Annotated in this window: 12 protein-coding genes; 3 read left to right on the top strand and 9 right to left on the bottom strand. The window is 47.9% G+C overall.

What is annotated here, in order from left to right:
- Positions 1-36 precede the first annotated feature (36 nt).
- Genes GWR21_RS27180 through nirB form a run of 3 tightly spaced genes read right to left on the bottom strand, consistent with a single transcriptional unit; the run spans position 37 to position 4,362 of the window.
- Entirely contained in the window at positions 37-1,383 is a 1,347-nt protein-coding gene (locus GWR21_RS27180) for an alginate export family protein (protein ID WP_238430037.1), read from the bottom strand.
- A 53-nt stretch (positions 1,384-1,436) separates the two neighbouring features.
- On the bottom strand, positions 1,437-1,817 hold the full coding sequence (gene nirD, locus GWR21_RS27185) for a nitrite reductase small subunit NirD (protein WP_162334855.1): 381 nt from the start codon (positions 1,815-1,817) through the stop codon (positions 1,437-1,439).
- Positions 1,818-1,842: 25 nt separating this feature from the next.
- Complete coding sequence (gene nirB / locus GWR21_RS27190) at positions 1,843-4,362, bottom strand: nitrite reductase large subunit NirB (RefSeq protein WP_162334856.1); 2,520 nt, start codon at positions 4,360-4,362, stop codon at positions 1,843-1,845.
- A gap of 195 nt (positions 4,363-4,557) precedes the next feature.
- Here nirB and cobA point away from each other — a divergent pair, with 195 nt between their 5' ends.
- Together cobA and GWR21_RS27200 are read left to right on the top strand one after the other, a co-directional pair.
- Entirely contained in the window at positions 4,558-5,316 is a 759-nt protein-coding gene (gene cobA / locus GWR21_RS27195; RefSeq protein WP_162334857.1) for a uroporphyrinogen-III C-methyltransferase, read from the top strand.
- A complete protein-coding gene (locus tag GWR21_RS27200; protein WP_162334858.1) occupies positions 5,303-5,995 on the top strand; it encodes a Crp/Fnr family transcriptional regulator in 693 nt (230 codons plus the stop codon). The genes cobA and GWR21_RS27200 overlap by 14 nt, the downstream gene beginning before the upstream one ends.
- Here the strand turns inward: GWR21_RS27200 and GWR21_RS27205 are convergent.
- The 5 genes from GWR21_RS27205 to GWR21_RS27225 all read right to left on the bottom strand — a co-directional run bounded on the left by GWR21_RS27205 (position 5,992) and on the right by GWR21_RS27225 (position 12,714).
- Positions 5,992-6,615 (bottom strand): response regulator transcription factor, encoded by a 624-nt coding sequence (locus GWR21_RS27205; RefSeq protein WP_162334859.1) that lies wholly within the window; start codon positions 6,613-6,615, stop codon positions 5,992-5,994. The genes GWR21_RS27200 and GWR21_RS27205 overlap by 4 nt on opposite strands.
- 21 nt (positions 6,616-6,636) lie before the next feature.
- Positions 6,637-8,610, bottom strand: a complete 1,974-nt coding sequence (locus GWR21_RS27210; protein WP_162334860.1) for a tetratricopeptide repeat-containing sensor histidine kinase — start codon at positions 8,608-8,610, stop codon at positions 6,637-6,639.
- A 568-nt stretch (positions 8,611-9,178) separates the two neighbouring features.
- Positions 9,179-11,362 (bottom strand): catalase, encoded by a 2,184-nt coding sequence (locus tag GWR21_RS27215; protein ID WP_162334861.1) that lies wholly within the window; start codon positions 11,360-11,362, stop codon positions 9,179-9,181.
- A gap of 39 nt (positions 11,363-11,401) precedes the next feature.
- Complete coding sequence (locus tag GWR21_RS27220; RefSeq protein WP_162334862.1) at positions 11,402-12,016, bottom strand: YciE/YciF ferroxidase family protein; 615 nt, start codon at positions 12,014-12,016, stop codon at positions 11,402-11,404.
- Positions 12,017-12,285: 269 nt separating this feature from the next.
- A complete protein-coding gene (locus GWR21_RS27225; protein ID WP_162334863.1) occupies positions 12,286-12,714 on the bottom strand; it encodes a DUF983 domain-containing protein in 429 nt (142 codons plus the stop codon).
- Between the two features lie 186 nt (positions 12,715-12,900).
- Here GWR21_RS27225 and GWR21_RS27230 point away from each other — a divergent pair, with 186 nt between their 5' ends.
- Positions 12,901-16,128: an AsmA family protein gene (locus tag GWR21_RS27230; RefSeq protein WP_162334864.1), complete on the top strand. Its 3,228-nt coding sequence runs from the start codon at positions 12,901-12,903 to the stop codon at positions 16,126-16,128.
- A gap of 115 nt (positions 16,129-16,243) precedes the next feature.
- Here the strand turns inward: GWR21_RS27230 and GWR21_RS27235 are convergent, their stop codons facing one another.
- The gene (locus GWR21_RS27235; RefSeq protein WP_162334865.1) at positions 16,244-16,813 is read right to left on the bottom strand and encodes a hypothetical protein; all 570 of its coding nucleotides are present in this window, start codon (positions 16,811-16,813) and stop codon (positions 16,244-16,246) included.
- Positions 16,814-16,957: the final 144 nt, after the last annotated feature.

Consider the following 16,957-nt stretch of genomic DNA (forward strand, 5'->3'; position numbering starts at 1 on the left):
AAGGCTACCCAATTCCTCGTTCTTAATTGCTAATGCCTAATTTTTAAATAATGTTGCTGTCTTCAGGCTGATCATCACATACGCCCAGTTGCTGTTACTTTGCGCATTCATTACATTCTTCACACCAGCTGATGTAAGGGAGGCAGTATTCCAGAAATGGCTGTACCCTGCTTCAAAGCCGATCACTTTCGTGAGCGTGTAGTTAGCGACGAGATCTGCTTCCGTACCGAATTTCCTGCCGGTATTTTCCGGGAGGTCGCTGGCACTGTAAAACTGGTGGAGATCTGCGGTGAGCTGGAACTTCATGCCTGGCTTATATCTTGTTTTCAGGTAATAGTCCTGCAATCCTCTGTTACCGGAACTTCCGGCCACATAGAAGTAGTCCATATATCCCCAGAACTTATGCGGCGTACCATACAGCGGATCGAATGTGTGACTGGTACCATCACCGCCAATACCGCCGGTAGTATAATCAGCGCCAAGGCCAGCGCTGAATGTGCTACTCAGCTGGTATTGAAATGCGGCAGATAGCAGCCCTGCACTGAGTTTTTGTGCACTGGCATTTTTTCCGAACTGGTAGTACCCTGCGGCGGTCAGGGTGAGTTTATCAACGGTGTTATTATAATATAGTCCGGTTGTCATGCGTGTATACACGCCTTTATCCCAGATCTTGACACCTGTACTGTCGGGATGGAATTTTGAGAACTGATCAGAGAGGAAGAGGAAGGAGAGGTGTCCTTTCCCTAGTTTCCTGGCAGCATACAGGTATTCCAGACTCTTGTACATGGCTCCGCCATTGGTGTTGGCGGGGTAGTTACCCGGAGGGGTAGGGTTGTACACAGTGCCTGCTGCGTTCTCCCTGTTCTGGTTGAAAGCGGCGCCAGCATGTAATGTATACGGGCCACTTTCATACTTTATCAGGAGGGCATCATGTCTTCTGCCTTGTTGCAGCCATTCCAGGTTACCCAGTAAACGGCTGTCGTCATATACAATTTCCTGTCGTCCTGCTTTCAGGTTCAGGCTTTTATTTTTTACCATGGTATCCAGCAGCATGATCTCTGCCCAGGCTTCATGAACAAGTAGTCCGTTATTATCCTGTGTCGTTGTCCTGTTAATGGTGGAAGCGTCCTGTCCCCAGACACGAACGTCCTGAATAGTAGCACCCAGTTTGAAGCGATAACCGCTAAAGCCTGCTGACAGGCGGGTACGTTGTGACGTGAAGAAGGCTGGAGATGCGCCTTTGGGCAGGGGGGCCGCCTGTCCGTCACGAAGCTCCGACCGCGTTCGGAGCCATGCGCCCACTGTAAACTGTGCCCGTACAGCGGGGCGAAAGAAGAGCATGCATAGCAGGCAGCAAATGCCTGCTGAGAATAGTTGTTTCATGCAGTCTGGTTGATAATGTGAGCAATAGAGTATTCCCGCCCTCTCTGCTGTTATTATGCTTCCTGCATGATCCCTATGTAGACCTGGTCACCCTCGACTTTTACAGGGTACGTGGTCAGGGAACATTCTGTGTCGTCTGACAGACAACGTCCGTCTTCTAATGAAAAGGTTTTCTTATGAAAAGGGCAGGCCACTTTCGGCTCGCCGTTGTGAGTGCCTGTCATGCCACGACTGAGCGCCATCTGCTGGCGATGCGGGCACAGGTTCTGCGTAGCGTACCAGGCATCGCGGCGTGCAAAGCGGAACAACGCGATCTGTACATCGTCATATTTTACGCATACGCCGCCGTTATTGGGAACGTCGTTTACATTACAGGCATAAAACCATTCAATAGCTGTACTTGTGCTTGTGTTTGTGCTAATGGCGATCGACATAAGTTATGGATTGGTGGTGATGTAATTACTTCCATTCGGCAGCTTTCTTCTGCTCTCTCATTGAATCAAACTTAACGGTTGGATCTTTCGTGCCGGGTGCATTGACAAAGTGGCTGAAGCGTTTGCGTAACTCAGGGTTTTCAACGACTTCTTTCCATTCGCATTTATATCTGTCCACGAGTGACTGCATTTCCTGTTCCAGTTCAGCAGCAATACCCAGGCTATCATTGATCACTACATTCTTCAGATAGGTGATACCACCTTCCAGTTTATTCAGCCAGGTAGCTGTACGTGTCAACGGATCTGCGGTTTTGATGTAGAACATCAGGAAACGGTCTATATAACGGATACAGGTTTCACTATCGAGATCAGCTGCCAGTAGAATGGCATGTTGCGGTTTCGAGCCGCCGTTACCGCATACATACAGGTTCCAGCCTTTCTCTGTAGCGATGATGCCAAAGTCTTTGGACTGCGCTTCCGCACATTCACGGATACACCCTGATACGGCTGACTTCAGCTTGTGTGGCGCACGTAAGCCACGATAGCGTTCTTCTATCTGTATGGCGAAGCTGACACTGTCGTGCAGACCGAAACGGCACCAGGTAGAACCTACACAGCTCTTTACTGTACGCAATGCTTTACCGTAGGCATGGCCACTTTCAAAGCCGGCATCGATCAGCTCTTCCCATATATTCGGGAGATCGTCCAGGTGTGCGCCAAACAGGTCGATGCGCTGACCGCCGGTGATCTTGGTATACAGGTTATACTTTAAGGCCACCTGCGCGATCACCAGCAGTTTGGCCGGTGTGATCTCTCCTCCGGGGATACGGGGTACTACAGAATAAGTACCACCCTTCTGTATATTTGCCAGGAAGCGGTCATTGGAATCCTGCACGGCGTCATTCCCTTTTTCCAGGATCATGTCATTCCAGAGGCTGGCCATGATGGAGGCAATCACCGGTTTACATACTTCACAACCATCACCCGCGCCGTAGTGGTCGAGTGCTTCATCGAACGAGCGTACATTTTTGATACGGATCAGGTCATAGAGTTCCTGGCGGGAGTAGGCAAAGTGTTCACACAGCACATTGCGGATGTATTTGCCCTGGGCTTTCATCGTACCTGTGATCAGGTCTTTTACCATCGGGCCGCAACCGCCGCAGCAGGTGGCTGCCTTTGTACATTTCTTTATGGAGTCGAACGTTTCATTGCCCGCTTCTACAGCAGCGCAGATATCGCCTTTGGTGATACTTTCACAACTACAGATCACGGCATCATCAGGCAGCCCCATTACACCGGGACCGGCTTCCTGGCTGCCACCGCGGGCGCCGAGTAAAACGTCTTCCGGATCAGGAGGCAGGATGACTTTGTTCTTGGCTGTTTGCAACAGCATATTATAGGCATCCGCATCACCGATCAGGATACCGCCCAGGAGGTACTTACCATCACTGGAGATACTGATACGTTTGTACACCCCTTTCATGGTGTCTTCAAACACGATGCTGCGGCTGGTCTCGGCAGATACGAACGGATCGCCAAAGCTGGCCACGTCTATACCGATCAGTTTCAGCTTGGTGCTCATGTCGAAACCGGTAAAGGTTTTTTCAGCAGCAGTATGCGCAGCCAGGCGGTTAGTGATGTGTGTGGCGACAACTTCCGCCATTTCGTAGCCAGGTGCTACGAGTCCGTAGACCATACCGTTGTAAAGGGCACATTCACCGATCGCATAAATGTCAGGGTCAGTGGTCTGTAACAGGTCATTGACCACGATACCCCCCCGGTGACCGGTATCCAGTCCGCTCAGTTTTGCCAGTTCGTCTCTTGGTTTAATACCGGCAGAGATCACCAGCATATCAGCATCCAGGTGTGTGTCGTCGGCGAAACGCAGTCCTGTCATGGTATCATCACCCAGTATTTCACTGGTGTTCTTATTGATATGTATGGCTAAGCCGAGCTGATTTAACTGCTGCTCCAGGATGCGGGAGCCGTTCTCATCGATCTGGCGCGGCATCAGTCTGGGTGCGAATTCGATGACATGTGTATCTGTAATACCCAGGTCCAGCATGGCTTTGGCAGCTTCCAGTCCGAGCAGGCCACCACCAATCACCACCCCTCTTTTGGCTTTGGGCGCATAGTCGCGCATCAGTTCCAGGTCTTCTATGGTGCGGTAAATGAACACACCTTTTTTGTCCACACCAGGAATGGGCGGTACGAAGGCCGACGATCCTGTTGCTATGACGAGGTAGTCGTAAGCTGCTGTGATGCCTCTGTAGGAGTGAACCGTCTTTGTAGTACGGTCTATCTGTTGCACAGGATCACCCAGGTGGAGGGTAATATTATTGGCGGCGTACCAGTCAGCGGAAGCCATTAACAGGTCATCCGCTGTCTTGCCGGCAAAAAATTCGCTTAAGTGAACACGGTCATACGCCGGACGGGGTTCTTCTCCGAAAACTACGATCTCAGCTGTGTCTTTTGATATTTTGGAGATTATTTTCTCACAAAATTTGTAGCTGACCATGCCATTGCCTATAATTACAATTTTCATTGGCGAAGAATTGAGTTGATAAAATGAGAAACGGCTTTATATTATAAAATGTATAATATGATAACTTATTTCCTAATCGAGTGATAAAAATTGCCGTTTTTTATGATCTGCATCATGAAATTAACAATAAGAGTTCTATTTTTATAGTGATTCTTATGATTTGTCTTATATAAATTTATTTATAATATATTCTATATGGCTTTTTTATCTTTGGTAGGTGCGGGACCAGGTGACCCGGAACTGATTACCCTGAAGGCTATCAATGTTCTTCGTCAGGCAGACGTGATCTTATATGATGCGCTCGTAAATGAGTCATTGTTATCATATGCCAAACCAGGTGCTGTGATCCGTTTTGTGGGAAAACGATATGGTTGTCATTCGCTTTCCCAGCAGGAAATCAATCACCTGATAGTAGAATATGCCCAGTCTCATGGTCATGTCGTAAGACTAAAAGGTGGGGACTCATTTGTATTTGGCCGGGCCACAGAGGAAATTGCCGCTGCCAGAGGCGCCGGTATCCAGGTACAGGTCATTCCCGGTATCTCCAGTGCACTGGCTGCCCCGGCTGGCCAGATGATACCTCTGACATCCCGTGGGGTAACGGAAAGTTTCTGGGTAACAACCGGTACAACACTGACGGGCGAGATCTCCGCTGACATCGATCTGGCTGCCCGTTCTACGGCTACTGTCATAATATTAATGGCAATGAGCAAGCTCGAAGCAATTATGGATATATTTGCAGGATACGGAAAAAGCAGTTTGCCGGTAGCCATTATTCAGAATAGTACTACTGACAGGGAAAAGGTGGTTACAGGCACTGTGAAAGACATAGTATTTAAGGCACAACATGCCGGCATGTCCAATCCGGCAGTAATAGTGGTAGGGAAAGTGGTGGAGCTGAAGGACATGGCTGGTACGGTGCAGCAATTAATTGACAGGAATGAAGAGAGATAAACAAGGTTGCGACCTGCAATCCTGTATGTTATGCAATTTGTGTATATCCGCCTGGAAACCGGCTATAGCAGCACACCGACAGAATTTTACCGTAAAGAAAGGCCAACTGCTCTTTCGTGAAGGCGAGCCTGTGAATGGCATCTACTTTATCAATACCGGTAAGGTAAAGGTCCATAAGCACTGGGGCGAAGGAAAGGAACTCATCGTTCGTTTTGCCAGAGAAGGGGATATCGTCGGGCACAGGGGAGTAGGCAGTGAAATGGTTTATCCCGTATCCGCCACGACGCTTGAAACAGTGAACGTTTGTTTTATTGACCTGGCTTTTTTCCAGGCTACATTAAAAGTCAACCATGATTTCCTGCACGCATTAATGATGTTCTATGCCAGCGAATTACAGGAATCAGAAAAGAATATGCGCAACCTCGTGCATATGCCGGTGAGAGGACGTATCGCTCACGCACTGCTGTCACTGCTGAACAAGTTTGGTACGAACGAAGAAGGGAACATTAATATGACACTAAGCCGGCAGGACCTCGCCTCCTACACAGGTACTACCTATGAAACGGCTTTCCGCATCATGAGTGACCTGATACAGGACAATATTATTGCTATCTCCGGCAAGAGCATTGCCGTCAAAGATCCTGCGCGACTCGCACTGGTAGAACAGGAAGCTGGTTAAAGCAACTTGTACTCCGATGCCAGCTTCACAACCGAGGTCGTATTGTTTACACCGAATTTCTCCATCAGGTTCTTACGATGGCTTTCCACCGTATGGGTGCTGATGAACAACTGATCCGCGATCTGCATCGTGGTGAGACCTTTACCGATCAGCTGTAATATTTCTTTCTCCCTGCGTGTAATGCGCGGGATCGCTTTCAGCAATTCCATGTCTGCATTTTTCAACGCTTCTTTCGTATTGCTGCACAGGTACTCTTCTCCATCCATAATGGCATAGATGGCCCTGATGATCTCATTACCCAGCGCATTTTTCTGTACATAACCGCTGGCGCCGTTCTGTAACATGCTGTGAATAACAGTTTGTTCATCATGGGTGCTCAGTGCGATGATCTTGACATCCTCATATTTTTTCTTCACTTCTCCGCAAAGTGTAACACCACTGATATCGGGCAGGTTCACATCCATCAGGATCACATCGGGCTGCGCCTTTTCAAGTGCTGTTAATGTACTTTTACCGTCTCCGTAAGCCCCGCACACTTCTATACCTGCATCAGTACGCAGGATATTTTTTAATCCTTCCACCATAATCGGGTGATCTTCTACCACTGCTACCTTGATCATAATTGTCAAAATTGTATTTTACTAGTTCAGGGATGTTGCACATTCAATTGTGATCGCTGTTCCGGTACCCGGCTCAGACTGTATATCTATTTTACCACCGAGAAATTCCACTCTCGCCTCGATGTTAGCCAGTCCGGCGCCTTTCAGTTTGTTGCCGGCTGCCGCATCAAATCCTTTTCCATCATCTTCTACGGTCAGGAATAACGTGTTATCCGTTTGCTGCAGTAACACCAGTATCTGGGTACCACCCGCATGTTTGATGGCATTATTTACCAGCTCCTGCATGATGCGGTACAGTACTACCTGACGGGTATGTTCCATATCGGCTACCTGGAAGTTGAATACCTGACAAACAATATTGTTGGCGCCGTTTTTTTTCAGTCCCCTGCAATACTCCACTGTAGCTTCTCCCAATCCGTATTTGATCAGTATCTCCGGCATCATACTACGCGCTATACGGCGCAGTTCATCCATGGCGCCATCCAGGCGCTGTAAACTATTCTGTATCAGCGTCTGCCGGTGTACGGTGGTCTGGGATGGGGTAACGGTAGACAGCTCCAGTTTGATACCTGATAGCAATCCCCCGAGACCATCGTGCAGGTCACGCGCCAGGCGGGTACGCTCTTTCTCCTGGCCTTCCAGCATCGCAGAGAGTAAGGATATTTTATGTTCCTGACGGATCCTTTCTACTTCAAATTCATGCAGCTTTCGCTGTTGTTCCAGCAGCTTACGGCCATTCCTGTAGAACAGGTAGCTCAGTGCTGCTACGACAAGCAGGGAGAGCATGATCACGACCATCAGGGAGATCAGTAGGCGGTTCCGCTGCAAAGCAAACTCCTGGCGTTCATTCTCATGCTGTAACTGCATGATGCGGTTTTCTTTTTCGGACGACTGGAAAGTTGCTTCCAGTTCGTGGATCTTCTCCGTAACCTGCTGCTCTTTCAGACTATCTGCCAGTATAATATACTGCCGCAGGTATTTATAGGCATCGTCCGGGTAGTGTTGTTTGAAGGACAGCTCTGCCATCAGATCCAGCGCACGTAAGCGGAATGGGAAGTCCATCAGGGTATACGACAGTTTCCCATATTCATCCATCAGTACCCTGGCACGATCATACTGTCCCTGTTTTTCAAACAGACGGGCGAGTGAGTACAGGTTATTACAGATGGCTTTATTATAGCTGGTGCGGCGGGCAATGGATAAGCCATTGGAAAACATGGTTGCGGCATGGTTATACATCTGGTGTTTAACATCCAGGCGGCCCTGCAGGTGATAATAATCTGCCCATATATTAATTGAGTCGACGCCGGTCCTGTCCAGTTTTTCTTTCGCACTTGCCAGTTGCGTTTCCATTTTCTGCAGGCTATCCAGGTGGTACATGGAGTTGGCCAGACGCAGGTGCCTGCTGGCAATCAGGTGGCAATAGGGAGCCGGATCCGGATAAGTGGCCAGACTCTTATAATAATAAGTGATCGCCGTTTTGAACTGAGACTTATTAAAGAAGATATCACCCAGGCTCTCGTAGGTATTATTAAGTTCCGGAACGGCATTCATCTTTTCCAGCAGGGGGATGGTCTGCAGGTATTCTTCCGTCTGCAACTGTGTTTCTCCTTTATTGCCGAGTACCTGTCCCAGGCTCATTTTCGTGTTGGCCAGCATCATGCGGCCCTCCCGGCTGGTATCTTTGAGCAGGTGCTCCCTGGCTGTCAACAGGTGTTTTTCCGCTTCGTTATAATTATATATAGCGTTATACCAGGTGCCTATGGCGAGATAGGTCTTTGCTATACCGAGTTTATTATTGTTTTTTTCTTCCAGTTGTAAGGCCTGCTGAAAATACTTCAATGCCTGTACACTATCCCGGATAGGCGATTTCCGGGCCAGTCTTATATACAGATCAGCGTCGGCAGCAGGACTTTTACTATTCTCATTATTACGGTGCTGGGCATATAACCCCACCGTTATACAGCATAGGACGATAAGTATAGGTATTCTCATGGACATGAATCAGAGTGGAAATATATAATTATTTGAGATACATCTTATTGATATTTTTTTTCTGATATGACAATATTATGATACGCTCAGGGATAAAACCCCTGTTTTCCGGGATTTCTTTTACCTGAACTGGTGATTACTTTTGCATTGTGATTATGAAACGCCCTTGAGGAGAAATGATCGTTACAGGTATAGCTGCTTTAAATTGTCGTAGTGAGTTGTTCAGAAACAATGAATTACGTGAGACAGCCCTTCTGCACCGGGATCCATCAGGAAGCTTCACATATTACAAACAGGAGAATGACAGTGCGCTACAGGTAAGTAGCAGGCAGCGTGATAAAATGGGGATATTTCCTGGCTCCGGACGGTAAGACGTCCATAAGTTTAAGTCTCTTATAGTATCAACATAGTATCGTAACCATTTTTTGCGACACCCCAGATTGTATTTTTGTTGAAGAACCTAACTATATCCTTATGAAAACCTAACGAACCTAACTATATTTTTATTCAAGAACCTGGATGAGAGGCAGCGGGTGTGTGGACCCGCTGCCGACCAACTCACCTAAGATCAGGCAGGTACTCTGCGTGGTTTCTCTCTTTCCCAGAAACGGTGTTGACCAATAGCCGTTATAAATATCTCCGATAGCTTCATTACATCATCCTGCACAACAACGCCTTCCATCATTGCGGATTCTTCGGAAAGGTCTTCCGGCAGCTTATTCGCAAAATAGGTCGCTTCCAGTACCTGTCTTGCGTCCGCATGAGCCGCTATTGCTTTACAATGCCGGTACGCTTCATTCAGGAAATGAACGGCGTCTGCATCTGCCTCCAGGGTAGCCGCACTGGTCACACCAGCTGGTACATATAACGCATCATAGAAAACAGAAGCGGCGGTAAGGAAACTTTTATGTACTGCGATCACTGACTTATCTGCTGCCACTATCTCGCCCAGATGTGGCGCTACTATTTCAACAATAGCACCCGCTGCTTCCAGTGCGCTTTTTACAGCTGCTACAGAAGCAGCGTCTACACCGTCGGCTGCCAGGAAGGCGATCTTGCGGGTGGCAATACTTCCCTTCACGGTATTGGCCATACTCAGTGCCAGCGAGATATCTGGTACCGGTTCCTGCGGAGGAAGCGGTTCGTAGTCATGTGTAGGATCGGCCGGTACGCCTTTATTGATCGGCTTTTCCGGTTCTGCAGGTACTTCCAGTCCCAGACCATAGGCCACCTGAGCGGCCAGGTCTCTGTCTACCTGTGTTAATATGCCTATCATCCGCTGCCTGATGGCGATGGTATCTACCTTACCCAGCTCAAAGCGTAAGGCATCTACTATATGCTGTTTCTCTGGTGTGGACTGACTATTATAGAATAATGCTGCCTGTGTAAAATGGTCGAAGAAGCTGCGGCTTCTTTCCCTGATCTTCCTGGCATCAATCTTTTCTGTGTAGGAGCGGAAGCCGCCTTCAGCGACGGTACTCTGCACAGGGTAGTTACCTCCCAGCGAATTCGGGCTGTAGCTGGTACGTCCCCGGTTGATGGTCTGCCGCATATAGCCATCCCGCTGATTATTATGTACCGGTATGATAGGCCGGTTGATCGGTATCTCCTGGAAGTTAGGTCCACCAAGACGGATCAGCTGTGTATCTGTATAGGAGAACAGGCGTCCCTGTAGCAGCGGGTCATTGGTAAAATCAATACCCGGCACCACATGGCCGATGTGGAAGGCCACCTGCTCTGTCTCCGCAAAGAAATTATCCGGATTCCTGTTCAGTGTCATTTTACCGATACGTTGCACCGGCACCAGTTCCTCCGGGATGATCTTAGTCGAGTCCAGCAGGTCAAAGTCAAACTTGTGTTCATCTGCCTCCGGCACGATCTGCACACCCAGTTCCCACTCCGGATAATTACCGCTCTCTATGGCTTCCCACAGGTCGCGCCTATGGAAGTCGGGATCTTTACCGGAAATCTTCTGTGCTTCGTCCCAGGCCACGGAGTGTACACCCAGTAAAGGCTTCCAGTGGAATTTAACAAAGCAGGACTCTTCATTCGCATTTACAAACCGGAAGGTATGTACACCGAATCCTTCCATCATCCGGTAACTGCGTGGGATGGCGCGGTCGCTCATCAGCCACATGATCATGTGTGTAGATTCCGGCATCAGCGAGATGAAATCCCAGAAGGTGTCATGGGCAGACGCAGCCTGTGGTATCTCGTTGTGTGGTTCTGGCTTTACTGCATGGACGAGGTCCGGAAATTTGACAGCGTCCTGTATAAAAAAGACAGGCATATTATTACCAACAAGGTCGAAGATGCCCTCTTCTGTATAGAATTTTACAGCAAATCCACGTACGTCGCGGGCCAGGTCTGTTGAACCCCGGGAGCCGGCTACGGTTGAAAAGCGAACAAAGACGGGTGTCTCTCTGGAGGTATCTGTGAGGAAGCCTGCTTTGGTGTATTTTTCCTGTGATTCATATACTTTGAATACGCCATGTGCGCCTGATCCGCGGGCATGTACAACGCGCTCAGGAATACGCTCATGGTCGAAGTGCGTCATCTTTTCACGGAAGATGAAGTCTTCCATCAGGGTCGCGCCGCGTTCACCGGCTTTGAGTGAGTTATGGTCGTCATTGATCCTGACGCCGGTATTGGTGTTAATATATTCACCATTGCTATCTTCTGTATTCGGGGCCAGTTCTGCTATTTTTTTATTTTCTTCGGACAGTTTGGAGGTCGTTTTTTTACCAGGCATGGTGTTAACTTTATAATGTCAGATAATCGGGTAACTGGTTTATGCTTCGCTGGCTGCTTCGCTGTTGATCGTGCTCTCTGCAATTTCTGTCAGCAGTACATCAGTTTCCTTTTCTTCAGCCAGGGTCTGTTCGAGTAAGGAAGCTACTTCTGTCAGGCCAAGCGTTTTTGCCAGCTGGGCCAGTCCGCCATAGGAAGCGATCTCATAATGTTCTACTTTCTGCGCTGCCAGGATCAGGCCTACATCTCTTGTGTTGCTGCCAGGCATTGTATCTGCAATAATAGATTCTCCTTCCAGCACAATGCCTTCGATCGCGGCACATTTCTTCCCTCTTACCGGTTTGCCAAGGATGGTAAATACCTGCTCCAGCCGGCTGATATGCGTTGCCGTAATATTCAGGTGGTCCTGGAAAGCGCCCTGCAGTACCGGAGACGTTGCTGCCTTGATCATTTTAGGCAGGGCAACGGTTATATGGTTCTCTGCCCAGTAAATGTCTTTCAGTTCTTCGCAGAAGAAGTCTTTTAATGAGCTTTCGTCTACCAGGGCTGTACCAGACTTAACTGCTGCGTTTTCCTGCGCGGTTTTAGTTGTATCTGTCACATCAGATGCCGTTACAACGGTTGTCTTTGCTGCTGTTGATGAAGTCTTTGACATAATAAGGATTTTATTATTGTCATGCTAACTCCATACCGCAACTGAGGATGGACGGAATTGCCGCATTGACGAGCGGTCACGTCCCGGCAAGATGACCGGGATATGGATGGCTACGTAGGAGGAATTACACAGTATGTATACATTTGGAAATAAATGGGATAACAACAAAAGTTGCGTGTTGCAACGTAGAAAGGACTTAAAAACAACAGCGTAGGAAGCACCCTCCCTGAAAGGGGTCCTACACTGCATTAAAATAAGCTGTTATATATCTAAACGCCTGACGGTCTGGGTTCCTTGTAATTCGGTCTGTACCTTACAAAGAATGCCAGCCATATCGTCCGGGACACCCGCATAATAGGCGGTTGCAGTAATACCAGCAGAACGCCGTTAATGCCCAGCCACCAGAACATCCGGTTGTCATAAAGAGAGAAACCAATGATCACCCACCATGCAATGAACGTCGCTACGCTGAACGCTACGGTCAGGGCATAACTAACATAACCGGTACCGTAATAGAATCCGATCTCGCGTTCAAAATCCTCTCCGCACACCGGACAATGATCGTTCATTTCCGTAAAGTGCTTAAGGTTATATGCATTGTTTGATTTGAAAATTTTTCCTCTGCGACAGGCAGGACAACTATTTGTCAGGATACTGCCCAGCAGGTTAGGCTTTTTTTCGGTTTTCACTGCGCACATAAAAAAAGATTTATGATCCAAAGGTACCATAAAGCGCCTCATCAGCTGTGGTACCATTTGCCGTAATTATGGTATTTTTTACTGATTCGTCATGATAATAAGGGGCTACATATAAAATATTTTTATTTTATAGGGGTGCTATCTATTTTTGCCGTCATAATCACTTAAGACAAGTCTCAACACACCATGACTGGCAAGACGCGAAAGAGGGTCCTCCGTATCGTATTGATACCTATTGCTATCCTGTTAATACTGGCCGGTATTGCTGTCGGCGTACTCTATTCCCAACAGCAACGCCTGATTAACCTGGCAATCAAAGAATTAAATAAGCAGCTTCCTGGTGAGCTGGTGATCGGAGGCAGTACCATTTCTCCTTTCCAGAATTTCCCCTACATCTCTATCGGCCTCAAGGACATTAAGTTCTTTGCCACTAAACAAAAGACTGGCAGACCTATGTACCAGGTGGAAAAACTGTACGTTGGCTTCAGTCTGCCGGACATTCTGCGCCAGAAATACAATGTCAAAGTGATCTTCCTGAAAAAAGGCCACCTTGACATCGTCCGTGATAATAATGGTAACCTGAACATCGTCGAAGCCAACAGGATCCAGCAGGATACTATTTCTACTGCCGCAGCAGAATCCGCTGCCCTGGACCTGGATATCAAAAAGATCGTGCTGCGTGACCTGGATATTGACTTTACCGACCGGCCAAGCGGACAGCATATCCATACCAAAATTGATAAGATAAAGACCGCGTTCCGTGCTGATGGTAAGCAGCTCTTTGCTGACTTTACCGGGGGTATGATTGCCGACTATACCACGCCGGCGGATACTTCACTGTTCCGGAACAAACACCTGAACGCTGATTTTACCGTTACCTATGACCAGACACGGGATTTCGTGACCCTCTCTAAAGGCAACCTGAAACTGGAAGATTTTAGCTTCAGCGTCTCCGGTACCGCCGATCTGAAAAATGGGAATAATGTCGACTTCAAAATAAAGGGTGATAAACCGGATATCGGGCAACTCGTATCTTTCGCCCCTCCCTCCGTCGCCGAACAGCTGAAACTATTCAAATATGACGGACGACTGTACTTTGACGGTATTGTCAAGGGCAGGCTTTCCGGTGAACAGATGCCTTTGATCCAGGTAAAATTCGGCTGTGAAAATGGCTGGCTGCTGAACGCGAAATCTGAGAAAAGGGTAGACTCTCTCGGCTTTAAAGGGTATTACACCAATGGCGCTGAGCATTCAATGAAAACCTCAGAGCTGCACCTTACCAATATGAGCGCTATTCCGGAGAAAGGCATCTTTAAGGGTAACTTCGTCATGAAGAACTTTGACGATCCTAAAATGGTCATGCAGATCAATTCTGAACTGGAACTGGAGTTCATCGGCGCATTCCTCGGTATTCCCGATCTGCAGCGTATCACGGGCCATATCAGTATGAAAATGGACTTCAATGAGCTGGTGGATATGACCCTGCCCGAAACGTCCATGGGTAAACTGAAAGAAGGGATCCAGAGCGAACTGAAAGTAAGCGATCTGACTTTCCGTATTCCCAACTATCCACATATCATCCATAACCTGAATCTCCATGCTGACATGAAGAACGGTTATGTGAAACTCGATACCCTGTCTTTCTACTTCGGTAACTCTGACTTCGCGATGAACGGCTCCCTGAGCGATCTGCCTGCCTTATTCCATAAGCAGGAAAAGCCCGTACAGGTAACGTTTAATGCACGCAGCAAACGTATGATCATGAAAGAACTCCTTTCATATGATACGGCTGTTGCCAGAAAAGCAAAAGAGGAGATCTATAATTTCAATATCGGACTGGCACTCGAAACTTCTGTAAAAGAACTGCAACATCCGAATCCCTTGCCAAGAGGTAAGTTCAAACTGGAGAAACTGTACGCCAGCTTTAAGGAATATCCACATGCATTCCATGATTTCGGAGCTGAGCTGAATATCAATGATACCGCCCTGCTGTTAAGGAATTTTGGTGGTATGATCGATAGCAGCGATATTCTTTTCAGCGGCCGTGTGGTTAACTACAAGCTGTGGTTTGACAAGGTGATGAAGGGCAGGACACAGGTAGCATTCGACCTGAAATCCAAACGTCTGGCGATGAGGGATGTGCTGGGTCCGATCAGTAGTAAATACGTCTCCAAAGACTATCATAAAGAAGTGGCTGCCGGCCTCTGGCTGCGCGCGAAAGCAGACCTGCGCTATGACTCTGTGTTCAGATTTGCCAAGGTGAAACTCGCCAACGTGTCCGGTGAACTCAAAGAACATAAGATCAAGGTCGATAGTATCAGGGGAACGATAAAAGTGGGTGCAGATAAATTCCTGCGACTTGACACCCTTACAGGACGTATCGGTAAGACCGACTTTGACATCAGCATGCGCTTATACATGGGGAAGGATACGGTAAAACGTAAGAAGGAGAACTTCCTGCAGTTCACTTCTCATAACCTCGACCTTGACCAGCTGACCAATTATAAACTCACGGCTAATGAAGATGAAGAAACTGTTGTTGCTGCACCAGCCGTAACCCGTACCGTAGTGAAAGATTCTGCGCACGCCAGCAGCTTTAATATCTTTAATATTCCTTTCATTGATTTCAGGGCAACTGTAAATATCGGCAGGATCAAATATCACCGCCTGTGGTTAAGGAATGTTGTGTCGAATGTGCGTATGCAAACCAACCAGCACCTGTATCTCGATACTTTAGGTATGGGCATTGCTGATGGGCAGATCGGCATGAGAGGCCATTTTAATGGTACCGATCCTAAAAAGATCTACTTCCGCAGCAGGATCAGAGCATTTGACGTAGACCTGGAAAAACTGATGCTGAAACTGGATCACTTTGGACAGGACTATGTGATCAACAAAAACCTGAAAGGCCGTCTGAACGGACAGATCAGAAGTCGTATACAGTTGCATCCGGACCTGACGCCTATTATTGACAATTGTGAAGCGGAGCTGGATGTGGCCATCCACAATGGCAGCCTGGTGAACTTTGCACCGATGCAGGCCATGTCATCTTACTTTAAGGATAAGAACCTGAACATCGTTCGTTTCGATACTTTACGAAACAAGCTGTCCCTGAAAAATGGGGTGCTGCATATTCCGAACATGAATATCAACTCCTCCCTGGGCTTCATGGAGATCTCCGGAAAGCAGAACCTGGATATGACGATGGAATACTATATGCGTATCCCCATGAAGATGGTGACCACTGTCGGTTTTCAGTCCCTTTTCGGGCGTAAAAAAGAGGAAGTGGATCCTGATCAGGTAGATGCGATAGAATACCGTGATAAGGATAAAAAGATCCGGTTCATGAATATCAAGGTGACAGGTACACCAGATAATTTTAAGGTCGGATTGGGGAAAGCAAAGAAAGTGTAACTTATCAGCAACGATAAAGAAAAGCCGTTCACCGAAATCAGGGTGAACGGCTTTTTTATTATCAGCTATGGTTTAATACAGCACCCGGCGTATAGCCAGGGTGCTGTAGCAGAGATCAGGCAACAACCGTTTCCTTCTCTGTGCTGTTACCGGGATGGTCCGTTGCCGTTACAACGATCCGCGTGCCGGGTAATGCAGCATTTGCTGCAGTGACAGTGTAGATGCACAGGCGTACGTCCGTCTGATGTGGTACTGCTTCGCCACTCTCCAGCTCTTCGCCGGCAGCCGATAAAATGGCTACCGAAACAGTTTTCGGAGGAATCACGTCCCGGGCTTTGATGGCGATGACGTTACCAACGGTGCCTTTATAACCGCTGATGTTAATCTCATGGATCACGGGTGACGTCGCCGCATCTCTGAATGCAGCATTGTAGGCCGTCTGCCCTCCTTTGGCCGCTCGTTGATATTGGGCTTTCAGCTGAGGGTCTTTCATGGCATACTGCGCATATAATACCGCATCAGTGAATCTGTCCTGGACGGCCAGTTGCTCGTCTGTAGGCTTTCCGGTTCTTGCACCAGGGTTTTTGCCAATGACTGTCTTGTTCTTTTTTACGCGGAAGTTCATCTTCTTCGCGATGGTTCCGGAGGAACCTTCCATAAATGGGTTATCTTTTACGTATGCCATTTGGTTAAAATTTTTTAGTCAAACAATGATGTTGTCCATCATGATCCGGTTGAAACAGAAGGCGCCTCTCTTCTGCTTCAGGCGCAGCACCGTTGATCGCGATTGACAATACAATGTTACTAAGGATATCGACCTGGTTTCGCA

This window comes from Chitinophaga agri (assembly GCF_010093065.1).
Classification (GTDB): domain Bacteria; phylum Bacteroidota; class Bacteroidia; order Chitinophagales; family Chitinophagaceae; genus Chitinophaga; species Chitinophaga agri.